Below are 17309 nucleotides of genomic sequence, written 5' to 3' on the forward strand. Positions count from 1 at the left end.
TTTACTATTGATAAGGTTTAGCCGGGCCGGATGGAATAAAAAAACAAACGACTGCCCCCGAAGGGAGAATAATTTGCTCCAGCCTAAATTTCTGGAGCAAATTAGTGCAAAAATGCTACTGCATCAGGAATTTTTCAAGGAACTGACGGGTTCGCGGCTGCTGAGGATTAGCGAACAGGCTTTTCGCTGGCCCTTGCTCCACAATCCGCCCCTGATCCATGAAGATGGCTCTGTCAGCCACATCGCGTGCAAAGCTCATTTCATGCGTCACGATCACCATCGTCCGTTTTTCCTGCGCCAGCTGGCGAATGGTGTTAAGCACCTCACCCACCAGTTCCGGATCGAGCGCAGAGGTCGGTTCATCAAAAAGGATCACGTCAGGGCGCATAGCCAGCGCGCGCGCTATCGCCACGCGCTGCTGTTGCCCGCCCGACAGACGGCGCGGATAGCTGGTCTCTTTCCCCGCCAGCCCGACTTTAGCGAGCAGTTCGCGCGCGCGCGCCGTCGCGTCCTCTTTCGATTCACCTTTTACAATGACCGGTCCTTCAATAATGTTCTCCAGCACCGTACGGTGCGGGAAGAGATTAAAGCTCTGGAAAACGAAGCCGACATGCTGGCGCAGGCGGCGAATTAACCCTTTCTGCTGGCTAATGGATTTCCCGGTATCAATCGTTATCTCCCCTACCCGAATAGTGCCGCCTTCCGGCTGTTCAAGCAGGTTAATACTGCGCAGCAGCGTCGTTTTTCCCGAACCGCTTGGTCCGATAATCGCCACCACTTCACCCTGCCCGACTTCAAGATCGATTCCGTGGAGCACCGTTTGACCGTGGAATTTTTTCACCAGGTTTTTGACGTCGATAGCACTCATTTTGGATCACGCTCCTGGCGGTTAAGCTGGTTTTCGAAGTAGTTTTGCAGAGCAGACAGCACCGTCGCCATCACCCAGTAAATCAGCGAGGCGGCCAGATACATGGTAAAGACTTCAAGCGTGCGCGAAGTAATGAGCTGCGCCTGACGGAACAGTTCCGGTACCTGAATCGTTGCCGCCAGGGACGTATCTTTCACCAGGCTAATGAAGCTGTTGCTGAGCGGTGGAAGCGCCACGCGCGCAGCCTGCGGCAGAATGGCCCGACGCAGCGTCTGCCATGGCGTCATCCCGATACTGGCCGCCGCCTCCCACTGCCCTTTGTCAATGGAGGAGATCGCCGCTCGCAGGGTTTCAGAGGTGTACGCCGCGGTATTGAGCGACAGACCAATCATCGCTGCGGGGATCGGGTCCAGCTCGATACCAAACTGCGGCAAGCCGTAGTAAATCATAAAGAGCTGGGCGATAAGCGGCGTGCCGCGAAATACGGAGATATAAAAGCGCGCCAGCCAGCGTACCGGCAGGATGGGTGACATGCGCATTAATGCCAGCACAAATCCCAGCACCAGCCCGAAGAACATCCCGCCGATACTGAGCTGTAACGTAAATACCGCACCTTTTAGCAGATACGGCAGAGAATCAATAACCAGTTGAATACTTTCTTGCATTATTATTTTTCGACCTGATTTTTAGACGTGAGGATGGTAGGCAAACAGCGCAGGCGCCCCGCCGGTATGGACAAATAAAATCGGCCCTTCATCCTTAAAGCGTTTCTGCGCAATGCCGTCAATCAGTCCGGCCATCGCTTTGCCGGTATAGACCGGATCGAGCAGTATCCCCTCGAGGCGCGCCAGCAGCTTCACCGCCTCCATGCCCTCTTCGTTAGGCGTGCCGTAACCCGGCGCAAAATAGTCGTCCCAGAGCAGAATATCGGCCCTGGCCTTCAGCTCCAGCTGCGCGGCTACCGCCTGCTGTAAAGTGACCACTTTCGGCTTCTGCTCCGCGACGCTGCGGGATACCGTCACGCCAATCAGCTCGACGTCCGGCAGCAGTTGTTCGAGCCCCACCGCCAGCCCGGCGTGCGTGCCCGCGCTGCCGGACGCGACAACCACGGAGGAGAGGCTCACCGCGCCCTCGCACTGCTGCGCGATTTCCAGCGCACTTTCCACATACCCCAGCGCGCCCAGCGCGTTCGAACCGCCGACGGGGACAACGTAGGGGCGGAACCCCTGCGCTTCCAGACGCGTCGCCAGCTCGTCGAGCTGGGCGGTCGGGTCGGTCAACGCATCCACCATTTCGACCTGCACGTTAAACAGGTCCAGCAGCAGGCGGTTGCCGTTGGTCAGATAGTTTTCTGCCCGCGTGCCAATCGGGTTTTCCAGCAACGCCACGCAGTGGAGCCCAAGCTTTGCCGCCACTGCCGCCGTCTGACGAACGTGGTTGGACTGGATAGCCCCGGCGGTAATGAGCGTATCCGCGCCTTCGCGCAGTGCGTCAGCCGCCAGAAACTCCAGCTTGCGCAGCTTATTGCCCCCCATCGCCATCGGCGTCACGTCGTCACGCTTGATAAAAATATCGCGCCCTAAATAATCAGAAAATCGCGGCAGGTACTCCAGCGGCGTCGGCGCGCCGATGAACTCCAGGCGGGGAAAGCGCGTTAAATTCTGTAGTGACATGGGTTCTCCGGTAACTCTGACAAAATGTGATATTTTTCATTATGCACGCAGACGCGAAAGAAATAAAAAAGGCGCTTTTAAAAGCGCCTTTTTTTTTACGTCAAAGACTTATTTGGTGACGTCTGCACCGAACCACTTCTCGGAGAGCGCTTTCAGGCTGCCGTCTTTTTGCATGTCAGCAATCGCGGAATCAATCGCTTTGACCAGGTCTTCGTTACCTTTACGAACGGCAACGCCTGATTCCTGACGAGAGAACGCATCACCCGCTACCGCCAGGGTATTGTTGGTTTTCTTCACCAGATCCAGCGCGGCCAGGCGGTCAACCAGAATGACGTCGGTACGACCTACGCGCAAATCCTGGTATTTCGTCGGGTCATCATCATAGGTACGGATATCCACGCCCTGCACGTTCTGGCGCAGCCACTCTTCGTAGTTGGTACCCAGACCGACACCGACTTTCTTCCCTTTCAGGTCCGCGGCAGTTTTAATTCCACCTTCGTTGCCTTTCTTCACCAGCGCCTGAATACCGGACACGGTGTACGGCGTAGAGAAATCATATTTCTTCTTACGCTCGTCAGAAATGGTCACCTGATTAATCACCACATCAATACGTTTGGAATCCAGCGACGCCAGCATACCGTCCCATTTGGTCGGTTTCAGTGACGCTTTAACGCCGAGGTGCTTCGCCAGCTCTTCAGCAAACTCCACTTCAAAACCGGTCAGCTTACCGTCATCGCCCTGGAAGCTGAACGGAGGATAGGTTCCTTCCAGCCCGACCAGCAGCGTACCGCGCTCTTTTACTTTATTTAGCAGGTTTTCTGCGGCGAACGTTTTCACGCTCATACCCGCAACCAGCGCAACGGCCATAACACCCATCAGCGCCTGACGACCCAGAAGTGCAAATTTCATAAATACCCCGATATAGTGGAATTTTTACGTAGTGTAGAGAAATCGCCTGCAACGTCAAAGGCGACTGCGCTACATCTTATTCTTTTTTAATATATATCAGAAGTTGTTCCGGCGTGGGCTTTCTGCTTTATGGCACCCGGCATTTGTACCTTGTATTGCGCATACTTGCGCAGCGCAATTCGGTAGTTGTTGGTGCTGGTCGCAGGCAGCCACGGCTCCAGATTTTCATCCAGATAACCGGTTTTCAGCAGATCGCGAGAAATATTGTTTACGGTCAGATGTTGCCCAAGGCGGCGCAGGCGAACGACATATTCGCGAACGGTGCCGTGGCTCATCTCCGTTTGTTCAAACAGGAACTGCTTGAAGCCGATAATATCGAAGAAGTCGCTTTGCTCTTTGCAGTGGAGATCCCCACAGAAACGGCAAAGCGCCACCCACTCTTTTTGCTCTTCGAGCCATGCTGCTTCGTCCATCAACGTGTCGAGACGCGAAATCGCAATCTTATTGACGATTTCGCCCCGGCGAACCAGCGTGATACGATCGAGTAACTTGTTACAGTGGGCGCAATGCGTCTGGCTGTGTTTAAAGTCTTTCAGGTAGCGGCTTAAAGGCCGTCTTTTAGATTGCTGCACCGTCATGATAACTCCTGGTTGTCAATACGTTGTGCGGCATTTTTAAGGTGAATCAATCACCTATAACTTACCCAGCTTGGTTCGTAAGCGTTTAATGGCCTGGCTGTGCAGCTGGCTCACCCGCGACTCTCCCACCTCCAGAACAGCGCCAATCTCTTTGAGGTTAAGCTCTTCCTGGTAATAAAGGGTCAATACCAGCTGTTCGCGTTCAGGCAGAGCTTCAATAGCCTCCATGACGCGCTGGCGTAAATTCCCTTCCATTAAATGGTGTAACGGGTTTTCCTGCTGGTGCTCGTCCGTCACCAGCTCGATGCTATCGCCATGCTCTTCGCGCCACTCGTCATAAGAGAAGAGTTGGCTATTATTGGTATCGAGCAACATCTGACGATACTCTTCAACAGCAATGCCAAGACGTTCCGCCACTTCGGTTTCCGTTGCGTTACGTCCCAGTTCCTGTTCCAGCTGCCCCATCGCATGCGCCACTTCGCGCGCGTTGCGGCGAACACTGCGCGGCACCCAGTCGCGGCTGCGCAGCTCGTCCAGCATCGCACCACGAATACGCTGAACTGCGTAAGTCGTAAATGCCGTTCCTTGCAGAGCGTCGTATCGGTCAACTGCATTCAATAACCCGATACCGCCCGCCTGTAGCAGATCGTCGAGTTCCACGCTCGCCGGCAAGCGCACCTGGAGGCGCAATGCTTCGTGACGCACCAGCGGGACATAACGCTGCCACAGCGAGTGTTTATCCATTACACCTTCAGCGGTATAGAGTGAATTCACGATAAACAGCCCTGCGTTAGTTGAGTTATCGGCATGATTATCCGATTCTGCAGGGCGTTCAATTGGATGAAAAAGGGGGATAAAGTGAGGTTATTCTGAGGTTGCCCACAACAGGGGCAACTTTTCTGGCTAAATTAACAGTTGTAACAATGAAAGATCGTCGCCCAGTTTGACGCTATCTATATGTTGATGAAAGAGCTTTCCCGCTTCCTGATTATGCTGGCTAAGGGAGTGGAAGCTGTAAATAACATCAATAATATTATCTTGTTCAATTTTCCCCGCCACGATCGCCTGACCGGCAAGTAACGTTTTAAGGAAATAGAACTCCGCGACGATTAAATAAAGGTTATTCAACATGCTGCGGCCATTGTTCTGCGGGAAGCCCTGCTCCCAGAGTTTGTATTTAAAAAAGTTCTTGAATAAATGGTCATGGGTCGCCAGGTAACTGCCCGCCACATCGCGCCAGACGGACTCGATGTTCTCCATGACCTTCTCTGCCGGCACGGTGTCACCCGCAGTCTCAAATTGTTGATAAAGCTGAGTAAAATAACGGTTTAATACCGCACCACCGCGGGCTGTCACTTTCTTCGTGAAGTAGCTCTGGATGAGCGAAATTAACGCGAATTTCAGGCTGTAGTTCTGATTAAATCCGCCTAATTCCGTTTTGATTTTACCACTCACCAGTTCGTTAACCAGCGAGAAATAGACCGTTTCGAGTGTGCCAATATTCTCTTCGAGATTATCGAGCTTTTCCGCCACCATGAGGAATTTCACCACGGCGTAAACCTGTTCTTCAACGCTGACGCCCTCAACGCTGAAAATATTCTGGCAGAAGAGATTGATGACCTTTGCCTTCAAATCAATCATCGGCGCATTATTGACGTCCTGCTGAACAATGACAGATTCCATCAACGACATAGACTCCCGATCGTTCAACAGAAGTCGGGTCACTTCCGGACACGAGAGGTTCAGCGATTTTTCGATTTCATTTTTATAGACCCGGTTTGTCCGCGGAAACGACGTACAGGTTGGGCTTAAGGCCTGGATGCCCATGGCGCTATGAACAGAACAGAGTTTTTCCGTATCCATAAACGGGCAGTTTTTACTTTCCGTATGGAAAATCACTTCACCCCAGTGGTCATAGTTTTTTTTGGTGACTTTTATCGCCGTTTTCGCCGTCTGACGAATAGCGGCATTTTTACTGTTCAGATAGCGATTAACGGAGGATTTATCAAACGCGATGGTCCAGCCCTGACAACAATGTTCACGGCATTCCCCACCGACACATGAAAAATCTGCGACCAGCTTTGGTTGAGTGACACTGATTTGTTTCACAGGCGGATTCTCAAATAGCAGAGATAAAAAAACCCCGCCGAAGCGGGGTTTCACGCGTAAAATTAACGCAGCAGAGACAGAACGGTCTGTGGAACCTGGTTTGCCTGAGACAGAACAGAAGTACCAGCCTGCTGCAGGATCTGCGCGCGGGACATGTTGGAAACTTCAGTTGCGTAGTCAGCGTCCTGGATACGGGACTGAGCAGCAGACAGGTTAGTTGAGGTGTTGTTCAGGTTGTTGATTGCAGAAGTGAAACGGTTCTGCACAGCACCCAGACCAGAACGTGCTTTATCAACTTTAGCGATAGCTGCGTCGATGGTGCCCAGGTCGGTAGCGGTCATAGTTTTCAGGTCGATAGCAGCAACACCCAGAGTCGTGGTGTCAGCTTTTGCACCGCTCAGGTCCAGATCGATGGTGTCGCCGTCGTTCACGCCAACCTGAATTTTAACCACACCAGCAGTACCTGCAGTGCCGTCCAGCAGTTTGATGCCGTTGAAGTCAGTTTTGCCTGCAACACGGTTGATTTCATTCAGACGAGCGGTAACTTCATCCTGCAGAGAGGCCAGGTCAGAGGTGCTGTTGGTGCCGTTGCTTGCCTGAACAGCCAGTTCACGAACGCGCTGCAAGTTGTTGTTGATTTCGTTCAGAGAACCTTCAGCAGTCTGCGCCATGGAGATACCGTCGTTGGCGTTACGCGCAGCCTGGTTCATGCCTTTAATCTGAGCGGTCATGCGGTTTGCAATCGCCTGGCCAGCAGCATCGTCTTTCGCGCTGTTAATACGCAGACCGGAGGACAGACGCTCGATAGCAGTGCCCAGAGAAGACTGAGATTTGTTCAGGTTGTTCTGAGTGGTCAGGGACAACAGGTTAGTATTGATAACTGCCATAATTTTGTTTCCTTCAAAAATTGGGTTTTAGGTCCGGTGCCTAACACTCACAGCGTCTCTCACCGTCAACAAGGTTATCGACGGGTCCCCAAAAGACTTTAGAATCAATTTTGAAAAAATTGCAACACATTGATTTTTAATTATTTTATTTTTAAAAAATCAATTAAGGTCCATCAGAGCGTTATTATTTATGCTTTTTTAACGCGCAAAGAGATGACAAAAAAGGCACACACTTATTCGTGTTTTCAATGCACGGATAATGACCCTAAAGTGCAATCCTTTCATTTACCCCGCCAGGACGTGCCTATTCTTTGGATTATTTTTTTCTCACCATCGTAAACTTTTACGTTGAGAGGCCGATAAGAGTCCTGAACTACTTTCGTATTTTAAGGAAAATATGCATGGCTACTATCAGTAACCTCGGGATAGGTTCTGCAGGACTCGGGGATTTATATAATCAGTTGGATGCAGCAGAAAGAACCAAGCTGACGACGATTACTTCCCAGCAATCAACGTATAACGCACAGTTAAGCGCTTACGGCAAACTGCAGAGCGCCATGACATCGCTGCAGACTGCGACCGCTGCGCTGGGTAAAGCAACCACCTGGAACTCAACGTCCGTTAGCAGCACCAACACGGCCTTTACCGCCACGACAACGGCAGACGCGTCCGTGGGTTCCTTTGTTGTCAACGTCAACCAGGTTGCAAAAGCACAGGCACTGACTACCGGCTCCTATGCAAACAACACGGATTTGCTGGGCGATACGACAGGTACGACGCGTAAAATCACCATCACCCAGCCGGGCACGAAAACGCCTTTAGAGGTCACCCTGGCGGATGGCGATACGTCTCTGGCCGGGATTGCGAGCGCCATTAATAAAGCGAACGGCAACGTCACCGCCAGCGTCATTAAAGCGAAAGACGGTGATTACCGCCTGATGCTGTCATCTAAAACCACCGGTACGGATGGTGAAATGACGATCAGCGTCACTGGCGACGATAAGCTGCAAAACGCAATTGGTTACAACTCAACCACAAAAACGGGCGCACTGACGGTTAACACCGGAGCTCAAAACGCAATTGTGGTAGTGAACAGCATTTCGATTGAGCGCCAGACGAATACCATTACCGATGCCCTGCCTGGCGTGACTTTCTCGCTGAAAGCAGAAAGCAAGGCAGATGAAACATTGGAGGTGACTCGCGCAACGGATGCGAACCAGAAGGCGATCACCGACTGGGTCACGGCGTATAACTCGCTGCAGTCCACCATTAACAGCCTGACGAAGTATGTTCCGGTTGATGCAGGCGCCGGCAGCCAGTCAGCCAGCAACGGGGCACTTGTTGGTGATGCAAACGTGCGCGGGATCCAGTCTCAGCTGCGCGGCCTGCTGACCGAAGTGCAGAGCGGCTCGGTACAGATCATGGCCCAACTGGGAATTACCCAGGACCCGGTAAAAGGTTCTGACGGTACCGTCGGTAACCTGAAAGTCGATACCGATAAGCTGAAAAAAGCGCTGACCGAGAACCCGAACGCCGTACAGCAGTATTTTGTCGGTGACGGCAAGAAAACCGGTATGGCGACCCAGATGAACAACACGCTGACCACCATGCTCAGCACCAGTACCGGCAGCGCCGGGGTGATCCAGAACGCGAAAGACGGGATCAACAAAACGCTGAAAACGCTGGGTGAGCGTTACGATGCTATGGAAGCCACTATTGATGCCACCATGGCGCGTTACAAAACCCAGTTCACCAGTCTGGACGTATTAGTCACCAAAATGACCAATACAGCCAACTACCTGACCCAACAGTTCTCACAAAAATAGTCGTAGCCTTCAGGAGTGGATATGTATAAGACCTCTGGTGTTCAATCCTATCAGCAGATAGGAGTCGAAAGCGCAGTCATGAATGCCAGTCCACACCAGCTGATTGTCATGTTGTTCGACGGGGCGCATAGCGCCCTTGTTCGCGCGCGTTTGTTCATGGAAGCCGGACAAATTCGTGAGAAAGGCGAAGCGTTAACGAAAGCCATCAATATCATCGACAACGGTTTAAAAGCAGGACTGAACATGGAGGTTGAGAGCGAGTTGTCCGGTAATCTTGCCTCCTTGTACGAATATATGGTTCGACGTTTGTTGCTGGCGAATGTCAGTAACGACGTAGACGCAATTGTTGAAGTCGAGGGTTTATTAAACAACATTGCGGATGCGTGGAAGCAAATCGGCCCCAATGCGTCCTCTATTTCAGGATAATTTTGATGAATAATCCCAGCGCAGCGCTTAGCCACTGGCAGGCGTTACATGCTCAGAGCATTGCTATGCTAAATCTCGCACATTCTGGTCAATGGGATGCGCTTATCGAGCAGGAAATGCATTATGTTCAACTGGTGGAAAAGATATCTCAAACGCCCATCATGTCATGCCCTCCGGCTCAGGTTGAGCAAGCGCGTGCGCTGCTGGAAATGATCCTTGAAAACGAGAATGCGCTAAAGGCACTGCTGAAGGTCCGCATGGACGAACTGCGTAATCTGATTGATCAAACCGGCAAACAGCAATCCATCACGTCTACCTATGGAAAGCTGTCAGGGAATATTCTTTATCCAGAAAGTTTGACCCGCGACACACAACTATGATTTCTTCATCCATACTCCAGAAGTCTGCCAATGGCTTCTGGAGCAAGGATGATGAAAAACCCCACCCTGTTACAATGTTTTCACTGGTACTACCCTGCTGGCGGTGAATTGTGGCGAGAGGTCACGGCGTTAGCTCCCAATCTTAACGAAATCGGCATCAACATGATCTGGCTGCCGCCCGCCTGTAAAGGGGCATCCGGCGGGTATTCTGTCGGCTATGACACCTATGACCTGTTCGATCTTGGCGAGTTTGACCAGAAAGGCAGTATCGCCACGAAATACGGCGACAAGGCGCAGCTGCTGGAGGCTATTGATGCCCTTAAAAGCAACGACATTGCCGTGCTGCTGGACGTGGTGGTCAACCACAAAATGGGCGCCGATGAAAAAGAGCCCGTGCGCGTTCAGCGCGTGAACGAACAGGACCGCACGCAAATCGATGACGAGGTCATTGAATGCGAAGCCTGGACTCGCTACACCTTCCCTGCCCGGGCCGGGCAATACTCACAGTTTATCTGGGACTACAAATGCTTCAGCGGCGTCGACCACATTGAAAACCCCGATGAAGATGGCATCTTTAAAATCGTCAACGACTACACCGGCGAAGGCTGGAACGATCAGGTTGATGATGAGATGGGCAACTTCGACTACCTGATGGGCGAAAATATCGACTTTCGCAATCACGCCGTGACCGAGGAGATCAAATACTGGGCCCGCTGGGTCATGGAACAGACGCGCTGCGACGGTTTTCGTCTGGACGCCGTCAAGCATATTCCCGCCTGGTTTTACAAAGAGTGGATTGAGCACGTCCAGGAAATCGCCGACCAGCCGCTGTTTATCGTGGCGGAATACTGGTCCCATGAAGTGGATAAACTTCAGGCCTATATTGACCAGGTCGAAGGCAAAACCATGCTCTTTGATGCCCCTCTGCAGATGAAATTCCACGAAGCGTCACGTCAGGGTCGGGATTACGACATGAGCCAAATCTTCACCGGTACCCTGGTGGAAGCCGATCCGTTTCATGCGGTCACCCTCGTCGCGAACCACGACACCCAGCCTTTGCAGGCGCTGGAAGCACCGGTCGAAGCCTGGTTTAAACCGCTGGCGTACGCGCTGATCCTGCTGCGGGAAAATGGCGTGCCGAGCGTCTTTTATCCGGATCTCTTCGGCGCCAGCTATGACGACGCGGGAGGCGACGGTGAAACGTACCATATTGATATGCCGGTCATTGAGCAGCTTCACGAGCTGATCCTCGCGCGCCAGCGTTTTGCCCACGGCGTGCAAACGCTGTTTTTCGACCATCCTAACTGCATCGCTTTCAGCCGCAGCGGCACCGATGACGATCCCGGCTGCGTGGTGGTGATGTCGAACGGGGACGACGGCGAGAAGGTGATTTGTCTTGGGGAAAACTACGGCAACAAAACGTGGAGGGATTTTCTCGGCAATCGCGAAGAAACCATCACCACGGCGGCGGATGGCGAAGGGACGTTTACCTGTAATGGGGGAAGCGTCAGCGTTTGGGTGATAGAGGATGCGCTGTAGAACGGGAAACGTGCGGCCTGATGCCCTCACCCCGTCCCTCTCCCACAGGGAGAGGGCGCTAACACCAAAAACGGCAACGAGGTTGCCGTTTTGCGTTTACCCTTAGGGTAGTTTACTCTCTAGCGGATTTTTACTCAGGTAATCGGCACACTCAACCGTTGGACGGTCGACCTTCTGCAGCTCCAGCCCGTCATACTCCAGCGTCGAGCCATCGCGCTCCAGCGGATAGATATCCAGCTTACGCGTCACGTTGTAATAACTGTCTGAACGCAGCATGATTTTACCCGGCACGGCAATCACGCGCTGCCACTGACGGCAGTCCAGCGTATCGCCCTCTTCCGTCACCACCAGCGTGGCAATCGCCTTCGGGCTGACCATGTTGCTCTGCGGCCCTTTCGACTGCCAGTATCCCGCCAGATGCGCCGGGACAGGATGCTTGATCACGTCGTTATAGTTATCGACCTGAACGCACCCGGTCAGTGCCAGCAGCGCGCCAGCAATTGCTATTTTTTTCATCATCTTTCCTGCATTCGAAGAAAAAAATATTGTGGCATTAAAGCGCTGCGGCTGCCAGCGAAGATCGACAGGTCTGAAACCTACTATCCAATATGAGCATATAATTTTTCTAATCGACGAAGATCGTCAAAGAGCGCACTAAATAATAGATGGTTAGAGTCGTCGAAAACATCAGTCGTCTATGTTCACCTTAGAGCTTGTGCTGTTTTGTGCCCCATCCCTGCCCCATCACATCACCGGGCAGTCGTCGAATTCGCCACAGCGCGCATCATTGATGCTGTAGGTGAGCACACCAAATATCGCATCCGGGCTCGTTCCATCATCGTGAACCGGTATCACTTCCCACCTGCGGTCTGCAAATTCTCAAGGTGTGGCTTTGGAGACTTGCGATACCGCTTTATCCTCACCTCTCCATCCCCTTCTGCAAACCAGCAAAGAACCGTCACACGGGCTGAGTGATTCATCGACGACGAGTAGCGCACCGTTGATGATGCCTTAGTGATAGTGTGTTGAACCGGCTCACATGAAATACGTAGCCGCTGGTCTTGTGATGATACGCTTGTCTAGTGATATACGTTGCTCAACTTAATCGCTGCTGCCGATGGAAATCCCATGATGCAACTATGACAGTAACTGTATATGAATACAGTGTTGTTGTTCGATGACGTCGATCAAGGCACTTACAGCAAAAAAGCCCACCGAGGTGGGCTATATCCTTAATTTCTTTAAATTTTATTTAATATGGAAACTTTCTCTGAGCTCGTTTCCTTTTCAGATGCGTATCTGACCAGTATTCTTTTGCCATAGTTTATGCATGGTAATTCTATATATATATGCATTAAGAACGCAGTTACCAATGAAACACTACACAGCATGACCACAAGAGAAAATCCATTTATATATTGTAAAAAACCCATGCGAGTATATAGATACAGATATGCTGCCAGTATAATCGCATGGCACATGTACAATGAATATGAAATATCTCCCAAAAATGATAGCACTTTGTTTCTAGATATATCATTTGTTCTTTCATAAAAAAGAAATGACGTTATTATGACAAAAGAGAAGACGCCAAAACCAAACAACCCATGTCCATATGGAACCTTAGAGAAAAACATAATGAAGCACATAGACAAAGCAAGCAAAAGGCATATGGTTGAGATATTCTTAATATGTTGTGATATTGCTTCAATCCGTATTGCTTTAATATATAATTCACCAATCATCATACCAACGACGAATTCAAACATCATTGGAGAGGTGAAGACATTAATATATCCCAAAAGCGTATTATGCTCGAGCAAACCAGCAGAAACAGAACCACTCATGCTTAATTCACCGCGCGAATAATACTGTGACAAACATACAAGAGCGATTAAGAATGTCGAAGAGACAATCGTCCTATATCTATGACTAATACTTATCGACAGTCCAAATACAATATAGAACGCTATTTCATAAGTAATCGTCCAAGCAGGGTATAATAAGTTATATCCAAAATAAGGAGCCTCTCCAGACCAATTTAAATTGAAGGGAATCATTGAAACAAACAATTTAGCCAACCCTTCACCCGTTGAATATTTCATCATTTCCGTGATTACCAGATAATAAAACACGCATGAAACAATGAGCAATGGATATATCCTAAAGACTCTTCTTACAAAAAAGAACAAAACATTATTAATCTCTTTCTTTTTTGTTGAATATACTATTATGAAGCCGCTTATAAGAAAAAACAAATCCACGCCAGCAAGTCCACCACCAAATAATAAATCACCCAAATCTTTTTGGGCGTATACATTATTTAATCTATCCCTATAATGAAAGAGAACAACCAGTAACGCGGCTATCCCTCTCAAATAATGAATTGATAATATCATATTTACTATACCATGATTAATATTGACGTTCATGATACAGGAAAGTAGATGTAACGCAATATTCTATGACCTCAGGTTGTTTTCACAGTGCAAGAATTATGAATGCGATCAATTCATCGTATCTGATCCCATATCGATTGCCTGTTTTCCAGGTAGGGTTAAGGACAAACTCAAGTTCATCAACCACTTCCACTTCTTCATCCCATTTGTCATAGCAAACCGTACCGTAGTCGAACGCATCAAAACCATTAACTGTAAACGCTTCAATAACTTATTGTGCAATAACGCCAAAATGAATCCTTGCACCATCGCTTTTAGTATCAACCGAATCAGTAAATCTAAAGGCCTTGATCATGTTTGTTAACGACCTTGCAGTGGAAAGTTCCGCATCACTAATGCTTCTCTCATCACTCTTAAGCCTACCGTCTGAATTGTTCCATTAGCGGCATACACTGCAGTTCATCTGTTTGAGGGTAGTCCTATGCCTATTGAATTGTCAGTTGTTGGGTAGAGCCCTGAGGTATTTCCCGACTCCATCTTCACATTGCGTTCGGTGGCGAAAAGCATTTTTTGAAACGAAATCATAGTGCACACTGCTGACCGGTCCCCACTATTAGATACAACCTTCGGTTAGTAATATCGTAAGAAAGCGAGTAACAATCAGGTTTGGTATTTGAGCGGTTAAATATCGTGGCCGCAGACGTCTTTTTGCCGTCCCAGGTGAAAGACAGCACGCCGTTATTGTCATAAACCGAGACGCTGTCGGCGTCACAGATGGTCTCCATACGCGATCCTAGCGGCACATCCTCATCGTCAAAGGTATAATCAAAATACCCGAGGCGCGGATCGATAGCGTCAATTTCAGCCTGGATCTGGCACAGGCCGTAAATATCAATGCTCGACTCCGACTGCTGCCTGACGACCAACCAGTTAAATAACACGATATCAGCGAATTTACGCGATGGCCTCAGCGTGTAGTCGACCTGTTACATCGTCATGTTGTAGCTGATGACGTGGCGGGTGATCAGAGCGTTGCACTTCCTGTCACGCCAGCTTGTGGCGTTCTCGGTTGCCCGGACCTTCACCATCACCAGCAAATATTCAGCGTGAACAATGTTCGTCCTGACGTTTATCGTATGAGTCTCCTCAACCTGCAGCTTGCTCGCGTCGCTGCTATTATCTGTTCTCTGGAAGGTAATCGAGTATCGCCCAAACCCGCCCACCGCGGTGAGTTTGTCAGTCCGGTTAAACGTCTCCGACATTCGGATAAGTCACGTTGATAGTGAACGTGACCGGGTGCGGGAAAGTCAGCTCAGTGAAGAAGTCGAAACCAGCCTGTTTGAAGATTTTTATCCCAATCTGCCCGCCAGTATAAGCGCCACTGATGACAGTGGATGCCGTCGCCATTTCAATCGGGAAATCGCTGCTCTCGTTCAGCCCAGGTACTTCCTGTCCGTCGACATCGTCGAACTGATAGCCATCTTTCACTACCGGGATTACTTCTCCGGGCTGGAAATGGTGTCGCTGGCACCGGCCATAGAACCAAGATTAGACTCAGAGAAGCGCAATGACGTTACGTCGTATTTACCAATACCGAATACCATCAGCTCAATGATGTATTTCAGATTGTTGATATATTCGAATAGCGATTTCTGAGCCAGATCCAGGAAGAAACGGACCTGGCCGAAGTTGTCCGATTTCGCCTCGCCATTGCGCGCGATGTTAGTCTGTCCCTTCAGATTGTTATTCGGTGATGTCTTGCTGTTCCCGCCGCCTGCGATCGTGTTTGGCTTCGGCATCAGCGAAGACAACACTTTTTGGGTAAACTTGATCGGGTTAAGGTGCTCGAGCGGTTTAGCAGCGTTCCGACAAGACCGTCACCTTTTGGCTGGTCGAAAATAATTACCGGTCGTTTTCCAGAAGTGCAAATTGCAGCTCATCATCAGACAGCAGCTCTTTGCCGTTAACGTTGATGCGGATATCGCGGTGAAAACTTTCATGCTCAAGCCACTCCGAAAATACCGTGCCGGCTTTAACTACCGCCAGGTCCTTTGGTATCCCCGGAACGCGCTAAATTTCGATTACCAGCATACTGGTAAAACTCCACTCTGGTGAATAGCTTCTGAATTGTCCGAATTGCGTCGAACCGTATGTGTCCATTTTCCCTTCGGCTGTTCAGCGCGCGACCGTCGGCAATCAGGCAGACATGCACAGGCTGGCTGCCAACCCAGGCGACGAAGCCCCGTCTTTGGTGAACGTGGCGCCGGGCTGCCAGAAAAAGACATCAGCGTCATAGCACGTATGAAGTCGCGCCCGCATTCGTAATCTGCTGACTGATAAATCTCAGTACCCATAACATGGCGGTAATTCAGCCCCTGCGGCTCGTATACAAGAATCAGCGCGAGCTCAAGGAAGTTCTCGTTAGCCAGCTGCTGAATAGGGTCAATTCCGCCGACTGTTTCCTACTGTGGAGTCACTACCTGTTGAGACTGATTTTTGCGAGGTTAGCATGATGCGTTGTCGCCAGCCTTTCTGAGGTCTGGTTGTACTGCTCTTGGCTGATTTCCTTCGCAGTCAGGGTAGTATTCAGATCCTCAATATCCTGTTTGTAATTGGCGTTCTCTGCAGCTTCCGATAGAAGATTTTGGGCTGCAGCTTCATCGACCTGAAAGCCGGTACGATAATGATCCGTCGAAACCACAAGTTAACGAAGCAGTTCACCCTTCCGAAAACTGAGGCCGAAACGGACCGCATCATTAACCTTATTCAGCCGGCGAACGATGTGCTTAAGAGCCAGGATTAACACGTCTGGGCAAGCAGTATCAGGTTGAGGCGAAACTGCGTGAGTATGGTCGTACCGATGTGCATCCGTGCACGTTCGTGTTCAACCCGCAAATCGGATTGCGTAAAGGCCGTGCAGGGCATCATTACGCTGTGGGGTCGATCAACCAGTCCAGGGAGACAGCAATGCGGCGCGCCGGGATTCGCTATCGCAGAGCATACCAGTCCCGACACACGTATGCATGCTGGTCGTTAGCTGCCGGTGCTAACCCTAACTTCATCGCGAAGCAAATGGGCCACACCGACGCGCAAATGGTTTACCGGGTGTACGGATCCTGGATGGCTGAAAATAACCAGGACCAGGTACTCATCCTCAACCAGAAATTGAGTGAGTTTGCCCCATCCATGCCCCAGACTGTGGGATCGGATGGTTATTAATTATAAATAGCATCAGGTTATAAAACCTAAACTTGCATCCCCATCACTTCCTGATACGCAGACACCAGCTTGTTACGCACCTGGATCCCCATCTGCAGGGAAACCGAGGCTTTTTGCAAATCGGTCATCACATCATTCAGCGCCACGCCCGGCTCACCGAGGGTGAACTTTTCTGCCTGAGTGCGTGCTGCGGTCTGGGTATCACTGATACGGTCAAGAGCGGCATGCAGTTGCCCCGCGAAGCTGATGCTCGGCTGCTGATCTGCCACATTCTGATTACGGGCCGTCATCGCCGTTGCCTGCAACTGACTGATTACCCCTTCAATGCCCTGTATAGCCATGACTCTCCCCTGGATGGTTTTTTACGCGGTCAAGACTAACAGCTTGTCAATAAGATAATGGCGGTAAATAGCATGAAAAAACCAGGTTATTTGAC

The 17309-nt window shown here is 50.4% G+C and carries 19 protein-coding genes and 3 pseudogenes; 5 read left to right on the plus strand and 17 right to left on the minus strand.

Features of this window, described 5'->3' with window-relative positions; genetic code table 11:
* Window positions 1-115: 115 nt before the first annotated feature.
* The 8 genes from tcyN to IM317_RS11630 all read right to left on the minus strand — a co-directional run bounded on the left by tcyN (window position 116) and on the right by IM317_RS11630 (window position 7084).
* A complete protein-coding gene (gene tcyN, locus IM317_RS11595) occupies window positions 116-868 on the minus strand; it encodes an L-cystine ABC transporter ATP-binding protein TcyN (protein ID WP_033145892.1) in 753 nt (250 codons plus the stop codon).
* Window positions 865-1533, minus strand: coding sequence for a cystine ABC transporter permease (gene tcyL / locus IM317_RS11600; protein ID WP_014884380.1), 669 nt, complete (start codon window positions 1531-1533; stop codon window positions 865-867). Before tcyL ends, tcyN begins: the two co-directional genes overlap by 4 nt.
* Window positions 1534-1554: 21 nt before the next feature.
* Window positions 1555-2541, minus strand: a complete 987-nt coding sequence (gene dcyD / locus IM317_RS11605) for a D-cysteine desulfhydrase (RefSeq protein WP_033145893.1) — start codon at window positions 2539-2541, stop codon at window positions 1555-1557.
* A 108-nt stretch (window positions 2542-2649) separates the two neighbouring features.
* Entirely contained in the window at window positions 2650-3450 is an 801-nt protein-coding gene (gene tcyJ, locus IM317_RS11610; protein WP_033145894.1) for a cystine ABC transporter substrate-binding protein, read from the minus strand.
* Between the two features lie 86 nt (window positions 3451-3536).
* The gene (gene fliZ, locus IM317_RS11615) at window positions 3537-4088 is read right to left on the minus strand and encodes a flagella biosynthesis regulatory protein FliZ (RefSeq protein WP_008500339.1); all 552 of its coding nucleotides are present in this window, start codon (window positions 4086-4088) and stop codon (window positions 3537-3539) included.
* A gap of 54 nt (window positions 4089-4142) precedes the next feature.
* Window positions 4143-4862 carry an RNA polymerase sigma factor FliA gene (locus IM317_RS11620; protein ID WP_014170714.1) on the minus strand — a complete coding sequence of 240 codons (720 nt, stop codon included), beginning with the start codon at window positions 4860-4862 and terminating at the stop codon, window positions 4143-4145.
* Window positions 4863-4991: 129 nt separating this feature from the next.
* Window positions 4992-6197, minus strand: a complete 1206-nt coding sequence (gene fliB, locus IM317_RS11625; protein WP_033145895.1) for a flagellin lysine-N-methylase — start codon at window positions 6195-6197, stop codon at window positions 4992-4994.
* Between the two features lie 62 nt (window positions 6198-6259).
* A complete protein-coding gene (locus IM317_RS11630; RefSeq protein ID WP_033145896.1) occupies window positions 6260-7084 on the minus strand; it encodes a flagellin in 825 nt (274 codons plus the stop codon).
* 401 nt (window positions 7085-7485) lie between these two features.
* Between IM317_RS11630 and fliD the strand changes: the two genes are divergently transcribed.
* The 4 genes from fliD to amyA are packed head-to-tail and all read left to right on the plus strand — an operon-like array spanning window position 7486 to window position 11255.
* A complete protein-coding gene (fliD, locus tag IM317_RS11635) occupies window positions 7486-8910 on the plus strand; it encodes a flagellar filament capping protein FliD (RefSeq protein ID WP_033145897.1) in 1425 nt (474 codons plus the stop codon).
* Window positions 8911-8931: 21 nt separating this feature from the next.
* Window positions 8932-9336: a flagellar export chaperone FliS gene (fliS, locus tag IM317_RS11640; protein ID WP_033145898.1), complete on the plus strand. Its 405-nt coding sequence runs from the start codon at window positions 8932-8934 to the stop codon at window positions 9334-9336.
* A gap of 5 nt (window positions 9337-9341) precedes the next feature.
* Entirely contained in the window at window positions 9342-9716 is a 375-nt protein-coding gene (fliT, locus tag IM317_RS11645; RefSeq protein ID WP_033145899.1) for a flagella biosynthesis regulatory protein FliT, read from the plus strand.
* Between the two features lie 51 nt (window positions 9717-9767).
* Window positions 9768-11255 carry an alpha-amylase gene (gene amyA / locus IM317_RS11650; protein ID WP_033146551.1) on the plus strand — a complete coding sequence of 496 codons (1488 nt, stop codon included), beginning with the start codon at window positions 9768-9770 and terminating at the stop codon, window positions 11253-11255.
* A gap of 102 nt (window positions 11256-11357) precedes the next feature.
* On the opposite strand, the gene yedD is transcribed toward amyA, so the two are convergent.
* From yedD to IM317_RS11685, 8 genes and pseudogenes are all read right to left on the minus strand, one after another.
* Window positions 11358-11771 carry a lipoprotein YedD gene (gene yedD / locus IM317_RS11655; protein ID WP_023312299.1) on the minus strand — a complete coding sequence of 138 codons (414 nt, stop codon included), beginning with the start codon at window positions 11769-11771 and terminating at the stop codon, window positions 11358-11360.
* A gap of 228 nt (window positions 11772-11999) precedes the next feature.
* Window positions 12000-12385 (minus strand): annotated as a pseudogene (locus IM317_RS23945) (S24 family peptidase).
* Between the two features lie 111 nt (window positions 12386-12496).
* The gene (locus tag IM317_RS11660; protein ID WP_049015911.1) at window positions 12497-13654 is read right to left on the minus strand and encodes an acyltransferase; all 1158 of its coding nucleotides are present in this window, start codon (window positions 13652-13654) and stop codon (window positions 12497-12499) included.
* A 271-nt stretch (window positions 13655-13925) separates the two neighbouring features.
* Window positions 13926-14072: pseudogene (locus tag IM317_RS24260) on the minus strand (tail fiber domain-containing protein); the annotation flags it as partial.
* A 163-nt stretch (window positions 14073-14235) separates the two neighbouring features.
* Window positions 14236-14595: a hypothetical protein gene (locus IM317_RS11670; protein WP_049015910.1), complete on the minus strand. Its 360-nt coding sequence runs from the start codon at window positions 14593-14595 to the stop codon at window positions 14236-14238.
* A gap of 45 nt (window positions 14596-14640) precedes the next feature.
* Complete coding sequence (locus IM317_RS11675; RefSeq protein ID WP_049015908.1) at window positions 14641-14916, minus strand: hypothetical protein; 276 nt, start codon at window positions 14914-14916, stop codon at window positions 14641-14643.
* Entirely contained in the window at window positions 14900-15142 is a 243-nt protein-coding gene (locus IM317_RS11680; protein WP_049015906.1) for a hypothetical protein, read from the minus strand. The genes IM317_RS11675 and IM317_RS11680 overlap by 17 nt, the downstream gene beginning before the upstream one ends.
* An 8-nt stretch (window positions 15143-15150) precedes the next feature.
* Window positions 15151-15453, minus strand: a complete 303-nt coding sequence (locus IM317_RS11685) for a hypothetical protein (RefSeq protein WP_049015904.1) — start codon at window positions 15451-15453, stop codon at window positions 15151-15153.
* An 860-nt stretch (window positions 15454-16313) separates the two neighbouring features.
* Between IM317_RS11685 and IM317_RS11690 the strand changes: the two are divergent.
* Window positions 16314-16873, plus strand: a pseudogene (locus tag IM317_RS11690) (tyrosine-type recombinase/integrase); the annotation flags it as partial.
* Window positions 16874-16899: 26 nt separating this feature from the next.
* Here IM317_RS11690 and fliE read toward each other — a convergent pair.
* Complete coding sequence (gene fliE / locus IM317_RS11695; RefSeq protein WP_008500329.1) at window positions 16900-17214, minus strand: flagellar hook-basal body complex protein FliE; 315 nt, start codon at window positions 17212-17214, stop codon at window positions 16900-16902.
* Between the last annotated feature and the right edge of the window lie 95 nt (window positions 17215-17309).

This window comes from Enterobacter cloacae complex sp. S3, assembly GCF_014930495.1.
Lineage (GTDB): Bacteria > Pseudomonadota > Gammaproteobacteria > Enterobacterales > Enterobacteriaceae > Enterobacter > Enterobacter asburiae_B.